The sequence below is a fragment of the Corynebacterium sp. UMB4614 genome (assembly GCF_030217065.1).
Classification (GTDB): Bacteria; Actinomycetota; Actinomycetes; order Mycobacteriales; family Mycobacteriaceae; genus Corynebacterium.
The window spans coordinates 100,624-118,463 of sequence record NZ_JASONC010000001.1 but is presented as its reverse complement, the minus strand read 5'-3'; the positions used below and the strand labels follow the sequence as shown (position 1 = coordinate 118,463).

14 protein-coding genes are annotated in these 17,840 nt (G+C 65.9%); 5 read left to right on the top strand and 9 right to left on the bottom strand.

Annotated elements, in window-relative coordinates:
- The first annotated feature begins 170 nt into the window (after positions 1 to 170).
- The 3 genes from QP413_RS00480 to QP413_RS00470 are packed head-to-tail and all read left to right on the top strand — an operon-like array spanning position 171 to position 4,729.
- Positions 171 to 1,355, top strand: coding sequence for a polyprenyl synthetase family protein (locus QP413_RS00480; protein WP_284780050.1), 1,185 nt, complete (start codon positions 171 to 173; stop codon positions 1,353 to 1,355).
- A 3-nt stretch (positions 1,356 to 1,358) separates the two neighbouring features.
- Positions 1,359 to 3,047 carry a phytoene desaturase family protein gene (gene crtI, locus QP413_RS00475; protein ID WP_284780048.1) on the top strand — a complete coding sequence of 563 codons (1,689 nt, stop codon included), beginning with the start codon at positions 1,359 to 1,361 and terminating at the stop codon, positions 3,045 to 3,047.
- A complete protein-coding gene (locus tag QP413_RS00470; protein WP_284780046.1) occupies positions 3,044 to 4,729 on the top strand; it encodes an alpha-(1->6)-mannopyranosyltransferase A in 1,686 nt (561 codons plus the stop codon). Before crtI ends, QP413_RS00470 begins: the two co-directional genes overlap by 4 nt.
- Here the strand turns inward: QP413_RS00470 and QP413_RS00465 are convergent.
- A complete protein-coding gene (locus tag QP413_RS00465; protein WP_284780044.1) occupies positions 4,629 to 5,090 on the bottom strand; it encodes an Rv2175c family DNA-binding protein in 462 nt (153 codons plus the stop codon). The two genes, QP413_RS00470 and QP413_RS00465, sit on opposite strands and share 101 nt — an antisense overlap.
- A gap of 229 nt (positions 5,091 to 5,319) precedes the next feature.
- Here QP413_RS00465 and QP413_RS00460 point away from each other — a divergent pair, with 229 nt between their 5' ends.
- Positions 5,320 to 7,713 carry a PASTA domain-containing protein gene (locus QP413_RS00460; protein ID WP_284780151.1) on the top strand — a complete coding sequence of 798 codons (2,394 nt, stop codon included), beginning with the start codon at positions 5,320 to 5,322 and terminating at the stop codon, positions 7,711 to 7,713.
- A gap of 241 nt (positions 7,714 to 7,954) precedes the next feature.
- Here the strand turns inward: QP413_RS00460 and QP413_RS00455 are convergent, their stop codons facing one another.
- The 8 genes from QP413_RS00455 to QP413_RS00420 all read right to left on the bottom strand — a co-directional run bounded on the left by QP413_RS00455 (position 7,955) and on the right by QP413_RS00420 (position 16,531).
- A complete protein-coding gene (locus tag QP413_RS00455; RefSeq protein WP_070757981.1) occupies positions 7,955 to 9,343 on the bottom strand; it encodes a class II 3-deoxy-7-phosphoheptulonate synthase in 1,389 nt (462 codons plus the stop codon).
- Between the two features lie 38 nt (positions 9,344 to 9,381).
- Entirely contained in the window at positions 9,382 to 9,885 is a 504-nt protein-coding gene (locus tag QP413_RS00450) for a polyadenylate-specific 3'-exoribonuclease AS (RefSeq protein ID WP_284757817.1), read from the bottom strand.
- 12 nt (positions 9,886 to 9,897) lie between these two features.
- Positions 9,898 to 11,142, bottom strand: coding sequence for an acyltransferase family protein (locus QP413_RS00445; protein ID WP_284780041.1), 1,245 nt, complete (start codon positions 11,140 to 11,142; stop codon positions 9,898 to 9,900).
- A 33-nt stretch (positions 11,143 to 11,175) separates the two neighbouring features.
- Positions 11,176 to 11,919, bottom strand: a complete 744-nt coding sequence (locus tag QP413_RS00440; RefSeq protein ID WP_284757819.1) for a 1-acyl-sn-glycerol-3-phosphate acyltransferase — start codon at positions 11,917 to 11,919, stop codon at positions 11,176 to 11,178.
- 101 nt (positions 11,920 to 12,020) lie between these two features.
- Entirely contained in the window at positions 12,021 to 13,001 is a 981-nt protein-coding gene (locus QP413_RS00435) for an ROK family protein (protein ID WP_284780039.1), read from the bottom strand.
- A 132-nt stretch (positions 13,002 to 13,133) separates the two neighbouring features.
- The gene (locus QP413_RS00430; protein WP_284780038.1) at positions 13,134 to 14,375 is read right to left on the bottom strand and encodes a glycosyltransferase family 4 protein; all 1,242 of its coding nucleotides are present in this window, start codon (positions 14,373 to 14,375) and stop codon (positions 13,134 to 13,136) included.
- A 15-nt stretch (positions 14,376 to 14,390) separates the two neighbouring features.
- Complete coding sequence (locus QP413_RS00425; RefSeq protein WP_284757822.1) at positions 14,391 to 15,572, bottom strand: NlpC/P60 family protein; 1,182 nt, start codon at positions 15,570 to 15,572, stop codon at positions 14,391 to 14,393.
- Between the two features lie 335 nt (positions 15,573 to 15,907).
- The gene (locus QP413_RS00420) at positions 15,908 to 16,531 is read right to left on the bottom strand and encodes a C40 family peptidase (RefSeq protein WP_070757971.1); all 624 of its coding nucleotides are present in this window, start codon (positions 16,529 to 16,531) and stop codon (positions 15,908 to 15,910) included.
- A 469-nt stretch (positions 16,532 to 17,000) separates the two neighbouring features.
- Here QP413_RS00420 and QP413_RS00415 point away from each other — a divergent pair, with 469 nt between their 5' ends.
- Positions 17,001 to 17,651 (top strand): PolC-type DNA polymerase III, encoded by a 651-nt coding sequence (locus QP413_RS00415; RefSeq protein WP_284780036.1) that lies wholly within the window; start codon positions 17,001 to 17,003, stop codon positions 17,649 to 17,651.
- Positions 17,652 to 17,840 lie beyond the last annotated feature (189 nt).

Sequence of the window (17,840 nt, the reverse complement as noted above, 5' to 3'; positions counted from 1 at the left end):
CCCCACTGACCTATCCGGCCCCCACCCCGGTTGCGCCTGTTCGCCGGTGTCTGCAGCGACCTTTAGACTATGAGGCACAAGATCGAACCTTCAAAGCAGGGCGCTTCGTGCGCTGCTCACTCAGCATCCACGCCCCGCCCTGCCCCACAGCCCCGAAAGGTGTGCTCCCTGTGACCACTCCGTCCTCCCCGCATGGCCTGTCGACGATCTCCCAGCCGCCGGTTGCGAACCAGCTGGCCGGTTGGGACCTGCGCTCACCGCTGAAGGACGTTCCGGCTGCTGTCGACCGTGCCCTGGACGCCTACTTCGACCACAGTGCGGCGGAGTTTTCCGCGATCGCGCCCGAGTTCAACGACGCCATGGCGGTGTTGCGGGGCTTCGTCATGGGCGGTGGCAAGCGCGTCCGACCGACCTTCGCTTGGGCTGGTTTCCGCGCCGGCCTGGAAGGTGGCGGGGCCGATGGCAGCAGCATTCAGGACGTCGACCCGGCGACCGTGCTGCTGGCTCTCAGTGCTCTCGAGTTTGTTCAGGCGTGTGCGCTGATCCACGATGACATCATCGACGAGTCCGATACCCGCCGAGGCAACCCCACCACCCACCGAGTGTTTGAAAGCCAACACCGCGAGCGCGACTGGTTTGGATCCCCGGAACACTACGGCATCAGCCAGGCCATTCTGGCTGGTGACCTCGCGTTGAGCTGGGCGGATGATCTGCTCGCCACCGCGGGACTGAGCCCAGCGATTGTCGAGCGGGTGCGGGGTCCTTGGCGTGCGATGCGTACTGAGGTGATCGCCGGCCAGCAGCTGGACATCGCCTTGGAGAACAACGGGAGCGAGTCGATCGCCGATGCCTTGCAGGTGATCAACTTCAAGACCGCTAGCTACACGGTCGCCCGTCCACTGCACATCGGCGCGGCTCTGGCAGGCGCTGATGAGCGCACGATCGAGCTGCTCCTGGAGTACGGGACACTGGTGGGGCAGGCTTTCCAGCTTCGGGACGATCAGCTGGGCGTCTTCGGCGACCCTGCCGTGACTGGCAAACCGAGCGGGGATGATCTGCGCACCGGGAAACGAACGGTGTTGGTGAATACCGCTTTCGCGGAGTGCAGCCCGGAGCAGCTGGCCCGACTGCGGGAAGATTTCGGTCCGCTTCCCGGCGCGGCGGAGCACACTGCGGAGCAGATCGACGGGATGCGCCAGATCATTCAAGATTGCGGGGCGGCGCAGCAGATCGAGGACAAGATCAACGTCCTGTCCGAGCGGGCAATCTCGCTGGTAGAGGACTCCTGGCTGGAGGACAGCATCAGCGAGGAGCTCGTCGCCTTCGCACGCTTGCTGAGCGACCGGAGGTTCTAGGGCATGCCGATTTTTAGCGCGATCCCCTCCCCTCGCCAGGTACTCGCGGCCACGCGCCGGATGGTGGTTCCGACCACCCGCCCAACGACCCGCGATCGGGTCCCCGGGGATGTCGAATCCGTGGTTGTCGTGGGTGCGGGGCTATCCGGTTTGGCGGCTGCGTGCCGGCTGCAGGCTGCTGGCAAGCAGGTGACGCTGGTTGAGGCGAATCCCGAGGTCGGGGGCCGCTGCCGTACGGAACAGCTGCGCAGCGACCACGGCGAGTTCTACGCCGACACCGGGGCGACGGTGCTGACGATGCCGGATCTGGTGGATAACCTCCTGCTGCACCTGGGGGTGAGTGCCGAGGACGTTGGCTGGGGTTACCGCAAGTTGCGCCCGGCCTATCACGCGATGTTCGCCAGTGGCCGCGAGCTGGATGTTTACTCGGACGGCGACACCATGGAGCACGAGGTGCGCCGCTTCGCCGCCGGGAAGTACGGCGCCGACAGCGCGGATGTCGACCGGCTTGCCCGGGGATACCGCCAGCACCGCCAGTGGATCGGCGGGATCTTCGATGCTTCCTTCGAGTCCTTCATCGGCGCGGATTTCGATTCCCTCCTCGACGCCGTAGCGACCCCCGCCACCGCCAATGACATGGCGGATCTCGTGGAGCTCGGGGCGTTCGGCAGTCTGGGTAAGCGCGCCTCCCGCCACCTGGGGGACGAAGAGCTGGCCCGGGTGTTCAGCTTCCAGGCCCTCTACGCCGGCGTGGCCCCGGCGAAGGCCCGCGCGGTCTATGGGGTGATCTCCCACATGGACACGACCATGGGTGTGTTTTACCCGCGTTTCGGCATGGGGGACCTGCCTGAGGTCTTGACCAGGGCCTTCCGCCTAGCCGGCGGGGTGCTGCGCTGCAACACCCGGGTGGAGCGCATCATCCATGATGGTGCGCGTGCCACGGGGATCCGAACCGCTGACGGCGAGCAGCTGGCCGCGGATGCCGTCGTCGTCACTGCGGACCTGCCCGTCGTGGAGGAACTACTGGACTCCCCGGCACGGCTGGCGGGACGAAAGCCGAATTGGTCCCCCTCCGCAGTCGTGGTGCACGGCAGTATCCCGGTGGACGTCACCGCCGCATGGCCGGGCGCAGACGAGGGCGGCTACCACCACAACATCAGCTTCGGCGAGGCGTGGAACGAAACCTTCGCCGAGCTCACCGCCTCGCGCGGTCGGGCGGGGCTGATGTCGGACCCATCGCTGCTACTGACCCGCCCGGCGGTCACGATCCCTGAGCGGCTCGTCCGCACCGAAGATGGTCACACGGTCGAGCCGGTGAGCGTCCTCGCCCCGGTGCCGAACCTGGACCGGGCGGGCCTGGATTGGGAGGCGATCGCCGAGAACTACGTCCAGGAATTGCTGGGGGTTCTGGAGGGTCGCGGCTTCACTGGTCTGCGGGATCACCTGTCGGTGGCCCGGATCGATACCCCTGTGTTCTGGCAGCAGCAGGGCCATGGCGGGGGCTCGCCGTTCGGGCTGGCCCACACCGTCGCACAGACCGGCCCCTTTAGGCCCCGGAATTATCCGGTGGCGGGCCTGGAGAACGTGATTCTGGCTGGCTCCTCCACCACCCCGGGTGTGGGTGTGCCGACCACGCTGCTCTCTGGTTCTTTGGCAGCACGCAGAATTATTGGTGGAGGCTCCATCCGATGAGCACGCAGTTGCAGGAGTCGCGGGATAAGTCCGCGGCGACCAGCCGACCTTTCACTGAGCACCCCGTCGTCGCCCGCCCCACCGCGTGGTTGCGGGCCCACAGTATGAGCAGCGCGATCCGCATGGGGCTGATCGGCTCGGTGGTTCTCACGCTGTGTTCCTACACGGTGGGCGCTACCCGCGAACGCGGCGGCATCATGCAAGCCCTCGGCCTGGATTGGCTGACCTTCGGGCACATGGCGGGGATCTTCTCCGTCGTGCTGTGGGTGGGTATTGCGCTGCTGGTGCTCAGTTGGGCGATCGTCGGCGGGCTCGTGCTCCGGGGCGGGCGCTCCTTGCCACAGCGCGCGATCGCCGCGTGGGTCGGGCCGATGGTGCTGGCTGCACCGTTGATGAGCCGCGATATTTACTCCTATTTGATGCAGGGGGCGCTGGCGAAGGAGGGGCTGGATGCCTACCGGGTGGGTGCGGCGGCCAACCCGGGCCCGATGCTCTACGAGGTCTCTGCCGACTGGCGTAACACCACCACCCCCTACGGCCCCGGCCATCTGTGGCTGGGCAAGGGGGTCACCACGATCACCGGGGATAACGTCACCGCCGGGATCTTCGTATTCAAGTTTCTGACCCTCGTGGCCTTCGTGGCCCTGATCTGGGTGGTGCGCCGCCTGGCCGCCGAACTCGGCAGTGACCCCGACCTGGCGGTGTGGCTGGGCGTGGCCAATCCCCTGGTGATCGTGCATCTCATCGGCGGACTGCACACCGAGTCGATGATGATGGCGCTCGTGATGCTCGGCATTCTGGCGAGCCTGCGGCTGCGACCGGTCGCCGGGCTACTGCTGGGCAGCGTGCTGATCGCCACTGGCGTGGCGTTGAAGGCCACCGCCGCGATCGCCTTGCCCTTCCTAATTTGGATCGCCGTCGCCCGCATCGCTGGGCCCGCGCCCCGTGGCTGGTTCAAGGAAACTGCCGCCCGTTTCGTCACCTTGCTGTGGACGGGGATCAGCTCCGTGGCGGTGGTCGTGGCCGTGATGTTCGCCATCACCTGGGCCTCGGGGCAGACCTGGGGCTGGATCGCGGAGATGTCCGGCAACTCGAAGGTGATCAACCCGCTGGCCGCCCCCACGATGCTGGCCAGCACCCTGGAGCCCTTCATCTCCCACATCAACGACGACATCGGGTTCAACGTCCTGATCGGAATCTTTCGGCCGATCTCGATGGTCATCATGCTGATCGGTCTGGTCGTGGTGTGGTGGCTCTTCCGTCACGACGTCCGCCGCGCCCTGCTGGGTGCGACCCTGGCCTACGCGGTGACCTGCGTGTTCAACTCGGTGGTGCTGCCCTGGTACTACGTCGCCCCGCTGGTGATCGTGGGTGTGTGCATACGTGACCGCCGGGCGGTCTTCATCGTGGCCTGGTTGAGCGCGGTGCTGTGCTTCATGTTCGACGGCGGTGGCAACAACCGCCTCTACGTTCTGTGGTGGGTCATCGCCATCGGCGTGGTGATGTGGTTCGCGCTGCGCGCCACCCTGGGCTTCGCGCCCGGCATGCCGGAAGAGCAGGCCGAGCCGTGGCCGAAGGCCGCTAAATCAGAGCCATCGCCTGCGCCCGGCGGCGAACCTCACGAGCCAAGTGCCCGTGCAGCGCATCAACCGGCCGACCAGGCAGGGAGTCGTCCTCGGTAAAAAGGTACTCCAGGATCTCCGCGGGCTGGTAGCCGCCGTCGAGAAGGAGGGCAACCACCCCGGGGAGGAAGCGGGTGACCTGGCCGTCGTCGTCGAAGAAGCGGGCGGGGAGGTAGCGCACGCCGTCGATCTTGGTGTCGAGGATCTTTTTCTTCTGCACCAGATCCAGGATCTTGCTCTGCCCCACCCCCATGCGCTCGGCAGCTTCAGGGATGCTCAGCAGCACCTCGCCCGCGGGCAGGCCGCCCGCGGCCTCCTGCAACACGCCGCTGGTCACGCGGCCGCGATCGGAGCGGCTTTTGGCTGCTGGGGTGGCTTCTGGGTGGGAAGACTGCGGGTCCGGCTGTGTGGAGTTGCTCATGGCTGCCATTGTATTCGACTGTGACAGGCTAGAATCGTTGACACCTTCAAGGCACGCTTGAGCCTTTCGGGCGCCTCCTGCGCCCCGGCTCGGCACGGTGTGAACCCGACCCGCCCCTCCCCTGCGTGCGGTGCCCTGCGCACGGCCCAATGGCCTACGTAGCGGGCACAGATGGACAACGGGGAAGAGCGTAAGAAAAAATAAGCAAGGATTATCGGCAGTAAAAGTGATGGAACCGCAACCCGGCAGCTACCTCGACGACCGCTACCACCTGGGCGCCAAGATCGCCAAGGGCGGAATGTCGACGGTCTACCACGCCGTGGACACTCGCCTGGACCGTGAGGTCGCGGTGAAAATCATGAACCCGGAGCTCGCGACCGATCCGACCTTCCGCACCCGCTTCGAGCGGGAAGCGCGGGCTGTCGCAAAGCTCACGCACCCGGATCTGGTCAACGTCTTCGACCAGGGCGAGGATGGCCCGTTCGTCTTCCTCGTCATGGAGCTCGTAGACGGCGGTTCTCTACGGGAGCTGCTCCGGGAGCGTGGCCCGATGCCACCGCACGCAGCGCTCTCGGTCATGGAGCCGGTGCTCACCGCCCTATCGGTTGCCCACACCACGGGCATGATCCACCGAGACATCAAGCCGGATAACGTGCTGATCAGCGCCAATCACCAGGTCAAGCTCGCGGACTTCGGGCTGGTCCGCGCGGTTGCGACGGGCTCGGGTGAGGCGGCGCGCACCTCAGCCACCGGGCAGGTCATCGGCACCGTCGCTTACCTTTCCCCGGAACAGGTTCAGGGCCAGTCCCTGGGTGCGGCCTCCGATGTCTATTCCGCCGGGGTGCTGCTCTACGAGCTGCTGACCGGCGAGACCCCCTTCAGCGGTGGCAGCCCCGTCGAGACGGCGCTGAGCCGGCTCACCCAGGATGTCCCCGCCCCCTCCGAGATCATCGACGGCGTGCCGCCGGAGATCGACGACCTGGTGCTGCGGGCCTGCCAGCGGGCACCGGAGGATCGTTTCGCGGACGGTTCTGAGTTCCTCGCCGCGGTCCGCCAGACCGCCGCGGAACTCCAGCTTCCGGCATTCCGGGTGCCCGTCCCCGCGGATTCCGCCGTGCAGCACGCCCTGGCAGGCTCGAGTTTCACAGACCGCCTGGCCTGGGACGACGAGGCGATGTCCACCCGTGCGGTCACGCTCGACCCCGCAGCGGGTACCGATGAAGCCGGGGACACGGCGGAGACCCACTACGCGGCTCAGGACCAGGCTCACGAGACGTCGGAGACCGCACTGGTCGACCCCTACGGGGATTACTCCCCCGCCGAAGCCGATCAGGGCTATGACCAGTGGGCAGACCCAGGCCATCAATGGGCTGAGCCCGGCGAGCAGTGGGCCGAGCCAGCCCAGCCCCAGGGGTATGGGCAGGCGCCGGGCTACGCGGAGCCGCAGTACTACCCCGCTGCTCCAGCGGGTTACCCAGCGCAGCAGTCCGCAGGCTACCCAGCGCCCGAACACCGCCCCGCGCCCCCACCGGCGCCGACAAAGAAGCTCAGCAACCGCTCCACGATCAAGGGTTTGCTGTGGACCGCGATCATCACCGCGCTGGTGATCGCCATCGGGCTCGGCGGCTGGTGGCTGACCTCCGGCCGCTACGGCCAGATCCCTTCGGTCGTCGGCCTCGACCGAGAGGCGGCGGTCGTCAAGGTGGAGGACGCAGGCTTCGTCTCCCAGGTGGATGAGCAATTCTCCGACGACCACCCGGCGAAGAAAGTGATGGGGACCGATCCCCCTTTTGGTGAACGGGCACCGAAGGGAAGCCAGGTTTCGGTGCTCGTCAGCCTCGGGGCGCCGACCGTCCCGATCCCTGGTGAGACGGATACGGCGGAGACCTATTCCGCCAAGCTGACGTCCCGCACCCTCGTCGCCGAGATCGGCGAGGAGGTCTACTCCGACGACGCCAAGAAGGGCACCGTCGCCGAGGTGTCCCCCTCTCCCGGCAGCGAGGTCCGCACCGGGTCCACGGTGACGATCCACGTCTCCCGCGGGCCAAAACCGGTCCGGGTTCCAGGTGTGGCGGGTCAGAAGCTGGACCGGGCGAAGAAGACCCTGGAATCCGCCGGTCTGAAGGTGGGCAGGACGATCAAGGAGTTCGACCCCGACGCCGACCCGGGCACCGTCCTGCGCACCACGCCCTCGAAGGGCACGGAGGTGCCGAGCAAGTCCGAGGTCACCATCGTGGTCAACAATGCCACGGAGGTCCCGGACATCACGGGGCTGAGCAAGTCTGAGGCCATCGCCGAGCTGCGCGATGCGGGTCTGGACCCGGTCGATGATGGCGAGGTTTTTGACGAGGACGTCTCCGGCGGCGACGTCGCCTCCCAGTCACCGGAAGCGGGCACGGTCGTCGACCCGTCCCGGGACACGCAGGTGAAGTTCAAGGTCTCCAACGCCGAGTCGGTCCCCTTCGTGTTGGGGATGCGGGCGGAGAAGGCCCGGGAGAAGCTGGAAGACGCGGGCTTCGAGGTCGAGATTTCGGGCTCGGAGGACGGCCTGGTGTGGAGCCAGTCGCCGAACACCGGTCGGAAGGCGCAGAAGGGCGACACGGTGCGGATTTCGACCTTCTAGGCTCCGCTGGGGCGCTCGGGTTAGCTCCACTGCGGTCTCCCCACCGCCCCCGCCTGACACCCTGGATGGCTATCGCTGCCGTGCACCCTGCACAACCGGCTGGGCAACCGGCCCTCAATCAACCGACCCCACGCAATCGGCTGGGCACGAAATAACCCCGGGGAAGGAATAACTCCTTCCGCCGGGGTTGCGTTGCGCTGCGGGACCGGTGCGGTCCGGCGCTGGCTACAGGGGCAGCAGCCTAGTTGCGGAGCATCTCCGCGACGAGGAACGCCAGCTCCAGGGACTGCTGGGTGTTCATGCGCGGGTCGACGGTGGTGTCGTAGCGCTTCGGCAGGTCCACGTCGGTGATGGACTGGCCGCCGCCGACGACCTCGGTGACGTCGTCGCCGGTGAGCTCCACGTGCACACCGCCCGGGTGGGAGCCAAGGGCGCGGTGGACCTCGAAGAAGCCCTGGACCTCGTCGATGATGCGGTCGAAGTCGCGGGTCTTGTAGCCATTGGAGCTGGTGTAGGTGTTGCCGTGCATTGGGTCGGTCTGCCAGATGACCTTGTGTCCGGTGGCCTCCACGGCCTCCACGATCGGCGGCAGGACGTCGCGGATCTTGTCGTAGCCCATGCGGGTGATCAGCGTCAGTCGGCCCGGATCGTTGTGCGGGTCGAGGCGGTGGACGTACTGGACGGCCTCCTCTGGGGTGGTCGTCGGCCCGATCTTCACTCCGACCGGGTTACCGATCAGGGAGGCGAAGTGGATGTGGGCGTCGTCCAGCCCGCGGGTGCGCTCGCCGATCCACACCTGGTGGGCGGAGAGGTTGTAGAGCACGTCCCTGCCCTCTTCGTCGTGGGCCAGGCGCAGCATGCCGCGCTCGTAGTCCAGGACGAGGGCCTCGTGGGAGGCGTAGATGTCCGCGGTGTGCAGGGTGGAGGAGGTCACGCCACAGGCGCTCATGAACTCCAGGCCGCGGTCGATCTCCTGGGCCAGGGCCTCGTAGCGGGCGCCCGCCGGGGAGTTGGCGACGAATTCGCGGTTCCACTCGTGCAGCTTGTACAGGTCCGCGGTGCCCGAGCCAGTCAGGGCGCGGATGAGGTTCATGGTCGCCGAGGAGTTCGCGTAGGCGCGCACCATGCGGGACGGGTCGTGGGCGCGGGCTTCCTCGGTGGCCTCGTGGCCGTTGACGAGGTCGCCGCGGTAGTTCAGCAGGCCGTTGGCGTCGCGGTCGGCGGAGCGCGGCTTCGCGTACTGGCCAGCGATGCGGGCCATCTTCACCACGGGGGTGGACGCCCCGTAGGTCAGGACGACCGCCATCTGCAGGAGGGTCTTGATGTTGCCGCGGATGTGCGGCTCGGTGTTGGACTCGAAGGTCTCGGCGCAGTCACCGCCCTGCAGCAGGAAGGCCTTGCCCAGTGCGACGTCGGCGAGCTGCTTGCGCAGGCGACGGATCTCCGGGGCGACGACGATCGGCGGGACGGACTCGAGAATCCTCCGGACACGATAAGCGTGATCCTTGTCCCAGCTCGGCTGCTGCTTGGCATCACGAGCAAAAACCTGGTCAAACTCCGCTGCGATATCGTCCGGCAGCGGCGGGAGGTCGGGCATCTCATCGATGGGGAGGTCAATAGTCCAAGACATGCCTAAAACTATACCCGAAATTACCCCTGCGCTGCGCGTTAAGTGCGTTTATTCAGCGCAGCCATGCTCAGCCGGTACTTCACGGCGTTGAAACGGGCATCCACCAACGCGTCGTGGGCCTTAGATGGGGCCTCCGGCAGTTGCGGTTTACCCGCCATCTCCCACAGCTGGCGCAGCTCGCGGGTGAAGTGTGGAATCTCGCGGGGCAGCTTGGTCATATCCCCCCACAGCTGCGCGAGCGCCACGTGGTCGTACGCCCCCAGCCAGGCCCACAGTTCGGGCCAGTCGCGGCGGGTCGTGCCGGGCGGCAGGAGGAAGTCGTAGAGCTGGTCGCGCATCTGCGCGCGGCTCATCCAGGCCGCGTGGGAGCGTGGCGGCAGCAGCGGCAGCACGTTGCGCTTGACCCATGGGCCGGCCGCCCCCGCGTCGAATTCCGTGGAGATCGCGTAGAACTCGCGACCGTCCTCCGCGACAACACCGATGGAGATCAGGTCGATGGTGCGACCGTTTTCGATGAACTCGGTGTCATAAAAATAGCGCACTGCTACTGCTTTCTAGCTTCGCGTTTGGGTGGAGCTTGCGCACTGCTGGCGCGGCGTGGAGCGTTGTTCCGCCGTCGAGTGTAACCGGGTAGCGCCCGCCCGGGGCAAAGCCGGCGGATAAAGAATCCACTTGAGCACCGGCACCTTGCCGACGTTGTAGAACAGGGTCCCGGCGAACAGGCAAGCAGCGAAGCCGATGAGCATGAACGGATAAGTCTCAGTAAGGAACCCGAAGCGCTCCGGGTCACTATCGGCCAGGCCGCGGGCGCCGACGTCCATAAACAGCCACACCATCGCATGGTGACTGACGTAGATCGGCAGGGTGTTGGCTCCGACAAAGGTCAGGAAGCGGCTGACCAGCGGGGTGTTGCTCAGCCACACGGCCAGCACCACGCCGAACGGCACAGCGGTGAAGGTGCGGATGAGCGCCAGGAATGCGTTCTGGCTGGAAATGACGATATCCCAGCCTTCGAAGACCACCGCCTCCATGTAGCGGTACACGAACTCCCAGGCCACGAAGATGCCGAAGGTGCCGAGGATGACCGCCGCGTTGCCGGCCTTATTGGCCAGGGCAAAGAACCACGTGCGGAAGTGCAGGCCGGCAAAGAAGATCGGCATGTAGATGAAGGCCTGGCGGAAGCTCTGGGTCTGCACCCAGCCGGTCATCATGCCTGCACAGATGGGAACGAAAGAGAGCGCCAGGGCCACGACGGCGGGCTGGCGACGCAACAACCACGCGACGATGTTGTAAACCATCAGCGTGTAGAGGAACCACAGCCCAGGATCGCCGAACAGGATCGCCTGGATCAGGTGGGGCAGGTCGGCATTGCCCGCCATGTTGAGTCGGATCAGCGCCTGGAAGGGGGTGAAGACCAGATAGGGAACGAGCAGAAACCACAGGCGGCGGTACCACAGGTCCCCCAGCGTGCGCTCCAGCACGCGGTGGGCGAAGAGCCCGGAGACGAGGAAGAACAGCGGCATGCGCAGCGGGTCAAGGAAGGAGGACAGCATCCCCAGCGGTGTGCTGGTGCCATCCGGAACCGCCGTGACGACGTGCATCAGGCACACGCCGATGATCGACAGACCCTTCGCGGTATCCGCCCACTCGACGCGGCTCGCCTTGCGCGGCGTCGAGGCCGGCGCCGACGCGCTGCTCGCCGCGGTCGCGTCCGCGGTCTGCTCACTGCTCGTCTTGATGTTTGCTCCTCTATGCCAATGGGGCTCTGCCCTGCCCCGGTGTGGATCCGTGGCCGGCAAGCCCCTTATCGAAGCGCGACTTCTTAACGTTTTTTAAGAGTACACCACGCCCTCGCCCGGAGCGGAACCCTCCGGGTAGCCCTGACCTGCAGCGAGGGAGTTTTTCACGTCCGCGGCGTAGAAATCCTTCACGTACTCCTGGCCGCTGAGCTTGGCGAGCTCTTCCATGACCCGGTCGGTCAGCGCACGAGCCTGCTGGTAATCATCCCCGGCATCCTTGAACTCGGCGGGGTCGATCGGGTCGCCCACGATCACGCCGCAGCGGTAGGGCCGCGGGATCCAGGAGCCGATCGGGTTGACCTTATTCGTGTTGATCATCGCCACCGGATAGACCTTCACGCCGGACTCCAGCGCGATGCGAGCCATGCCGGTCTTGCCACGGTAGAGGCGACCGTCCGGCGAGCGGGTGCCCTCCGGGTACATGCCCAGCGCGTCCCCCTTCTCCAGCACCCGCAGCGCGGTCTGCAGGGCGGCCTCCTGGGACCCCTTGTCGGCGCGGTCGATCGGCACCTGCCCCACCGAGGAGAAGAACCAGCGCTGGATCGCGCCGACCAGGCCTGGGGTGGTGAAGTATTCCTTCTTCGCCAGGAAGGTCAGCTGGCGTTTGTTCACCAGCGGGAAGTAGAAGGAGTCCATCACAGCGAGGTGGTTGGAGGCGAAGATCACCGGCCCGTCCACTGGGGGCTTATCCAGCCCGCGGGTGAATGGCCGGTTGTAGATCCACAGCCACGGCCCGATGAAGACGTGCTTCAACCACCAGTAAGTCCGGTTCCGCATTGGAAAAGTCTTGCCTTCCTAGAGTTCGCCTCGAGCTTTGAAGCCCCGATCGTGTTTGGCCGCACGCCGCGCGGCCCGGGCTGCCCAGGGCTATAACTTCTTTAATCCAGCGCCTGCGCTGCGAGTAGAGCCACGCCAATCATACCGGCGTCCCCACCCAGTTCCGCGGGAACGACGCGGGCTAGGGGCCGGCGACCTTGGCCGACGATGTTTTTCGCCATTTCTGCCCGGGCGGTTTCTAGGAAGAGGTCGGCGTCGGCGCTCACTCCCCCGCCCAGGACGATGAGCTCTGGGTCCAGGATGTCCTGCACCATCGCCAGGCCACGGCCGAGCCACTCCCCGACGTCCCGGAGGATCTCAAGGCCCAGCTTGTCCCCATCGCGGGCAGCCTTGACGATGTGTCGGCCGGAGATCTCCTCCGGTTGCCGGTGGAATCGGGTGAAGAGCACGGATTCCGGGTAGGCCCGCTCCGCAATGCGGTCATGGGCGGCCAGCTGCAGCGCGGAGCCGGAGCAGTAGCGCTCCAGGCAGCCTCGCTTGCCGCAGGGGCAGGACCGCCCGCCGGGCACCACCGTGATGTGGCCGAATTCGGGCGCGGTGCCGAAGGAGCCCCGGTACAGCTCGCCGTTGTGCATGAGCGCGCCACCCACCCCGGTGCCAATGGCGAACAGCGCCCACGTGCCGACCCCCTGTGCCACGCCACGGTGGTGTTCCCCGATGGCGGCGGCGTTGGCGTCGTGTTCCACGACGATGGGCAACTTGATGCGGTTTTCCAGTCGGGCGACGACGTCGACGTCCTCCCAGGGCAGGTGGGGCGCGAAACGGACGGTGCGCAGGTCCGGGGCCAGGAAACCCGCGATCGCGAGGCCCACCGCACCGATCTGCGGGTGTCGGGCGCACAGCGTGTCGACGACGCGGACGATGGTGTCCTCCAGCGCCGGGGCTTCGGATGGTGTGGGGAGTTTTTCGAGGTCGACGATCGTGCCTTCGGCGTCGATGACTGCCGCGCGGAGGTTCGTGCCTCCGATGTCCATACCGATCGTCAGCTGTGGGTGTTCAGCTGGTGCTTCCTGGTTGTGCACCGGCAACCTTTCTCGATTCAGGCGTGGAAATACCGGTGCCCCGTAGCACCGGTATTCGCCGTGGTTCTCGCCCCTCGGTTGAGGTTGCGGCGATCGTGTCGCGCGGCTGGCGAGTTGAGGTCTTTATAGAACTTACTTCTTATTGACCGGGGAATTCCAACTGTGGCGGGGTGGTGTGCGCCGCCGTGGCTGCTGGTCACCCCTCAGGACGTACTCCAGTTGCTGGGCGAGAACGCGCCAGTCCCAGGCCTCCGCGACGCGCTCCTGCCCAGCTGCGGCCAGGTTTGCGGCGCGTTCCGGGTCGTTGAGTAGTGCGCTGAGGCAGGAGGCGACGGCGGCGGTGTCACGCCCGTTCACGATCTCGCCGGTGACTCCGTTGATGACGGTCTCGGGTGCTCCCCCACCATCGCCGGCCACGGTGGCCCGGCCGGCGGCTTGTGCTTCGAGGAAGACGATGCCCAGCCCTTCGACGGAGAGCCCACCGCCCTGGGTGCGCACCGGCAGGGCAAAGATGTCCCCGAGGCTGTAGTAGCCCGCAAGATCCTCTGGCTGCACCGGCCCGGTGAAGGTCACGTGCTGGGCGACGTGGAGTGCCTCGGCACGCCGCTGGAGCTTCGTTGCGTAATCGCCAGGGCCGACGATCACGAGGTGGGCATCCGGGACCTCCCGCAGGATCTGCGGCATCGCTGCCACGAGGGTGTCCTGCCCTTTCCTGGGAACGACCCTGCTGACCGCGACGATGACTTTCTTTTCCTCAACGCCCACGCGTCGGCGGAGGCGTTGCCGGACCTGCTCATCCGGGGTGAAGCTTGCGGCATCCACGCCGCCGGGCATGGGTTCCCACGCCACATCGGGGCCGAAAACCCCGGCGATGCGCCCACGCACGTAGCGGGAGACGAAGGTGAGAGTGTCCACGTGCCGGCCGATATAGCGGAGCACGGCACGGGCGCCGGGGAACATGGACCAGCCAACCTCGTGGCCATGGGTGGAGGCCACGACCCGCGTTGCCCCAGCGGAACGGGCGCTGGGAGCCATCGCAGCGAGTGGGGCTGCTGCACCGAACCACACGGTGTCGATGCGGTACTCGCGGATGAGCTGCCGCATGCGGCGGGCGACCTGCGGGGTCGGCAGCATGATCTTCCGGGGCCACCGTACGACGTGGTAGTCGACAGCGGCGTCGAACTCGGCGGCCGCGTCGGCGTCCTGGGTGGAGGCGAAGACCACGATGTTCTCCGCGGGGATCCCGGCGTGGGTGACCAGCGCGTTGAGGTAGTCGCGAATATAGGTCTGGATGCCCCCGAGGGTCGGTGGGAAGTCGTTGGTGACGACGAGAACCCGCGGGGCTGGGACGCCGTTGTTCTGCTGCTCCGGCACGCCGGGTGGGACCTGCTAGTAGCGGACGGCGCCGACGATCGGCATGGAATCGACCGGAACAACCTGGACCGGGATGCCGTAGTCGGAGGCGTGGACGAGCTGGCCGTCGCCAATGTACATGCCCACGTGGGTCGCACCCGGGTAGTAAGCGACGATATCGCCTGGCTGGAGGTCGGAGGTGCTCACGCTCTGGCCGCCGGAGAGCTGGGCCTGGGAGGTGCGCGGGATGGACTTGCCGATCTGCTGATAAGCCCAGACCATCAGGCCGGAGCAGTCGAAGGCGTCCGGACCGGTGGCGCCCCAGCTGTACGGGGCGCCGAGCTTGCTCATCGCCGCGGCGACGGCGCCGGCGTAATTGCCCTTCGCCGCACCCTTGGCGGACTTCTTCAGCTTGCCGAGGAACTCGTCGACGTCGACGTCGATGGGGCCGTTGCGGTCGACCCAGCGGCGGCGGTCCTCCGGGGAGAAGCCATCGACGATGGTCTTGACCTCGGCCTTGAGCCGGTCCAGGTCCTCGGTGCGCTCGTTGAGCTTCTTCTCCTGGTAGCGCAGCTCGTTGAGTCGGTGGTCGGCCTGGGCCTTGGTGCGCAGCGCCTTGGAGCGGGCGGCGTGGGCGTCCTGCTGGTCCTGGGTGACGGCGTCCATGCGGGACTGCGCGTCGCGGGTCAGGGCGGTCAGGTATGCGGAGCGATCCATGGCCGCGGCCGGACCGGATGCGCCGGCGATCGCGGAGACCGGGTCCACGCTCGCGCCACGGTAGGCGGAGCGGGACATCTCGGAGACGGAGGCGCGGGAGGCGTCGACCTTCTTCTGCGTCTTGTCGAGCTGGGCCTTGGCGGCGCGGACGTCGCGGTTGGCCTTGTCCAGGGCCTCGTTCTGCTTGGCGATGCGCCCCTTGGTGGACTCCACGAGGTCGCTGGTGACCGCCGCGGTGCGGGAGATCTTTTCGAGGCGCTTGATCAGGCCGTCGACGTCCTTCGGCGCGGGGCTCTTGAGCAGACGGTCGACGTCAGCCTGGGTGGCGTCGAACTCGCTGAGCTTCTTCTTGTCCTTCTTCGTGTCCGCCTGGTTGGCTCCGTTGTCTCGGGTCGACGCGGCGGGGTCGGCCTGCGCGATTGGCGCGGTCGGCAGGATCGTCGCGGCGGTGAGTACAGCAGCGCAAACACTAGTCCCGAGGGTGAATTTCTGCTTAGACAAGATTTTTTCCAAACCTTTGCTTCGAAGAGCCACAGTGTGGGGGCGGATGTACGGGCCGTTCACGGGGTCGTCACGGCCACAAGCCGGGTTTTCAGGGGGATCGTGCAGCCGTGTTGGCTTGGGCTGAAACCTGCTGCGGCGAACCGAAACCCAGCGGAACAACCAACTTGTGATTATGCCACAGTTGGCTCGCAATGAGTAGCCATTTCGGAGGGCTGAGCTGCAGCGCAGTAACGCCAGGCCTCGTTAGCCCCAAGAGTTAACTGAAGGAAACAAGAAACCCGCCGGAGGCGGCATTCTGGGCCACTCCGGCGGGCAATCGAGCGCCTGAAAGCTTAGAAGCGCACTGCGTTGTTGACCGGCATGTAGTTGAGGTCGTTGACCTGAACCGGGGTGCCGGAGTTGACGGCGTGGACGACCTTGCCCTTGCCGATGTAGATAGCAACGTGGGATGCGCCACCGTAGTAGGAGACGATGTCGCCCGGGCGCAGATCCTTGATGGCGACCGGCTTGCCGCCGCCAGCCTGAGACTGGGAGGTACGCGGGATGTTCTTGCCGACCTGCTTGTAGGCCCAGCTGGTCAGACCGGAGCAGTCGAAGGCGTTCGGGCCAGCGGCACCCCAGGCGTACGGGGCGCCGACCTTGCTCATAGCGTAGTCGGCGATCTTCTGGCCGATGCTGACGTGTGCCTTAGCAGGGGCAGCCTTCTTCGCACCCTTGGTTGGAACCTGAGCCTGCTTAATGAGGCCTGCGTTCACTGCCTGGCGGTGAGCGTTATCGATGTGCGGCTGCACCTGCTTGGCGATGTGGTCCGGCGCCTCGACGGAGAAGTCGGTGTCCGGGACGGTGATCGGCGCGGCGGTGGCGGTGGCCGGAGCCAGGGCTGCGAGGCCTGCGCCTGCTGCTGCGAATGCGACTGCGTTGCGGACGGTGTTGCCCTGCTTACGGTGCTTACCCATAGAAATTCTTGCCTTTCGCTACTCCCCTTGAGAGGAGTTCTTATTCGGTTTCTTTTCTCCGGATGTTTACCGGCGGGGCGGCTGCCCTCTGCTTTAAGATCACGGAAAGATTACGAAACGATCACAAGCCCTGTCCACTGAAACGGCCAAAGTTTGTGAAAATTCTTCTGTTTCCATGCCAACCAAGGGCACCGACCTGGGAACTTCACCCCGCGAACACACAAAAGTTACCAAACCGTAATAACCCCGCTACCTGCGTTCTTGCATTTGCAATACCGCTCGACTGCTGGCGCCAGCACCGCAGGCATAGCGGCGAAGTTCCAGCAATGTGATCTTGCTCACATCTCTTTATATTGGGTGCTTTTTTGGCGCTGGAAACACGGTTTGGAGGGAAGAAAACCGGACATCGAACACCTGCTGCTCAGCCAAAGAACGGGCTTGTCCGGGAGCGCGCCTAGACTCCTTAGCTATGAGCACTCCCCCGGCTAATACTCAACCCGGCTGCAATCGTGATGATGGCTCGTCGGTGAACCCGCGCCCGCGCCTTGAGGCTGCGTTGGCAGCAGCGTTGGAACGCTGTGCGGTGGTGGACCTGGAAACCACCGGGCTGGAGCCTGCCACGGATAGAATCATCGAGATCGCTGTCCTTCCCGTACAGCATGGAAGCATCGTGGGGAGGTTCCACTGCCTCCTCAACCCCGAGTGCAGCATTCCTGCGGAATCCAGCAACATCAACGGGCTTAGAGACGATGATGTCGCCAACTCACCCACTTTTGCCGAGGTCGCTCAGGATCTCCTACCCCAGGTATTGAATAGGACGCTCGTGGGGCACAACGTGAAGTTCGACGTCGGCTTCCTCGCGGCGGAATACGCTCGCCTGGGGCGCGCGGATGCGGCACGGGCTTTGACGGAGCAGTGCCTCCCGCAAGCGTTGTGCACGGCCGCAACCGCTCGAGAGCTCATCCCCCGGGAGGCCGTGGGGCGTTATACGTTGGCGAACCTCGCGGCACACTGTGGGTTGCCCTCCTCCCCTACCCATCGGGCGCAGCAGGACGCGGCCACGACTTTCGATCTCACCCATCGGCTCTACACAATCGCACAAGAGCCCCCACAGCGTTAGTGGGCGCTCACCGCACCCCGCTCAACGCTTCCGCACGCGCAAATCCCTCAGGCAGGAACAGCGGGAAGCTTTAGATAGGGCATAGAGAAAGGGCGGGGCCCACGTTTTTAACGTGGGCCCCGCCCTTAGCCTTTCCCGGCTGCTAGTGGCAGTTGGAACTAGCGCCGGTACTTCTGCGAGCTATGCGCC

Excerpts from the sequence above, each read along its gene's own strand:
- crtI (WP_284780048.1), top strand. The coding sequence starts at position 1,359 with ATGCCGATTTTTAGCGCGATCCCCTCCCCTCGCCAGGTACTCGCGGCC.
- QP413_RS00470 (WP_284780046.1), top strand. The coding sequence starts at position 3,044 with ATGAGCACGCAGTTGCAGGAGTCGCGGGATAAGTCCGCGGCGACCAGC.
- QP413_RS00465 (WP_284780044.1), bottom strand. The coding sequence starts at position 5,090 with ATGAGCAACTCCACACAGCCGGACCCGCAGTCTTCCCACCCAGAAGCC.
- QP413_RS00460 (WP_284780151.1), top strand. The coding sequence starts at position 5,320 with ATGGAACCGCAACCCGGCAGCTACCTCGACGACCGCTACCACCTGGGC.
- QP413_RS00455 (WP_070757981.1), bottom strand. The coding sequence starts at position 9,343 with ATGTCTTGGACTATTGACCTCCCCATCGATGAGATGCCCGACCTCCCG.
- QP413_RS00440 (WP_284757819.1), bottom strand. The coding sequence starts at position 11,919 with ATGCGGAACCGGACTTACTGGTGGTTGAAGCACGTCTTCATCGGGCCG.
- QP413_RS00420 (WP_070757971.1), bottom strand. The coding sequence starts at position 16,531 with ATGGGTAAGCACCGTAAGCAGGGCAACACCGTCCGCAACGCAGTCGCA.
- QP413_RS00415 (WP_284780036.1), top strand. The coding sequence starts at position 17,001 with ATGAGCACTCCCCCGGCTAATACTCAACCCGGCTGCAATCGTGATGAT.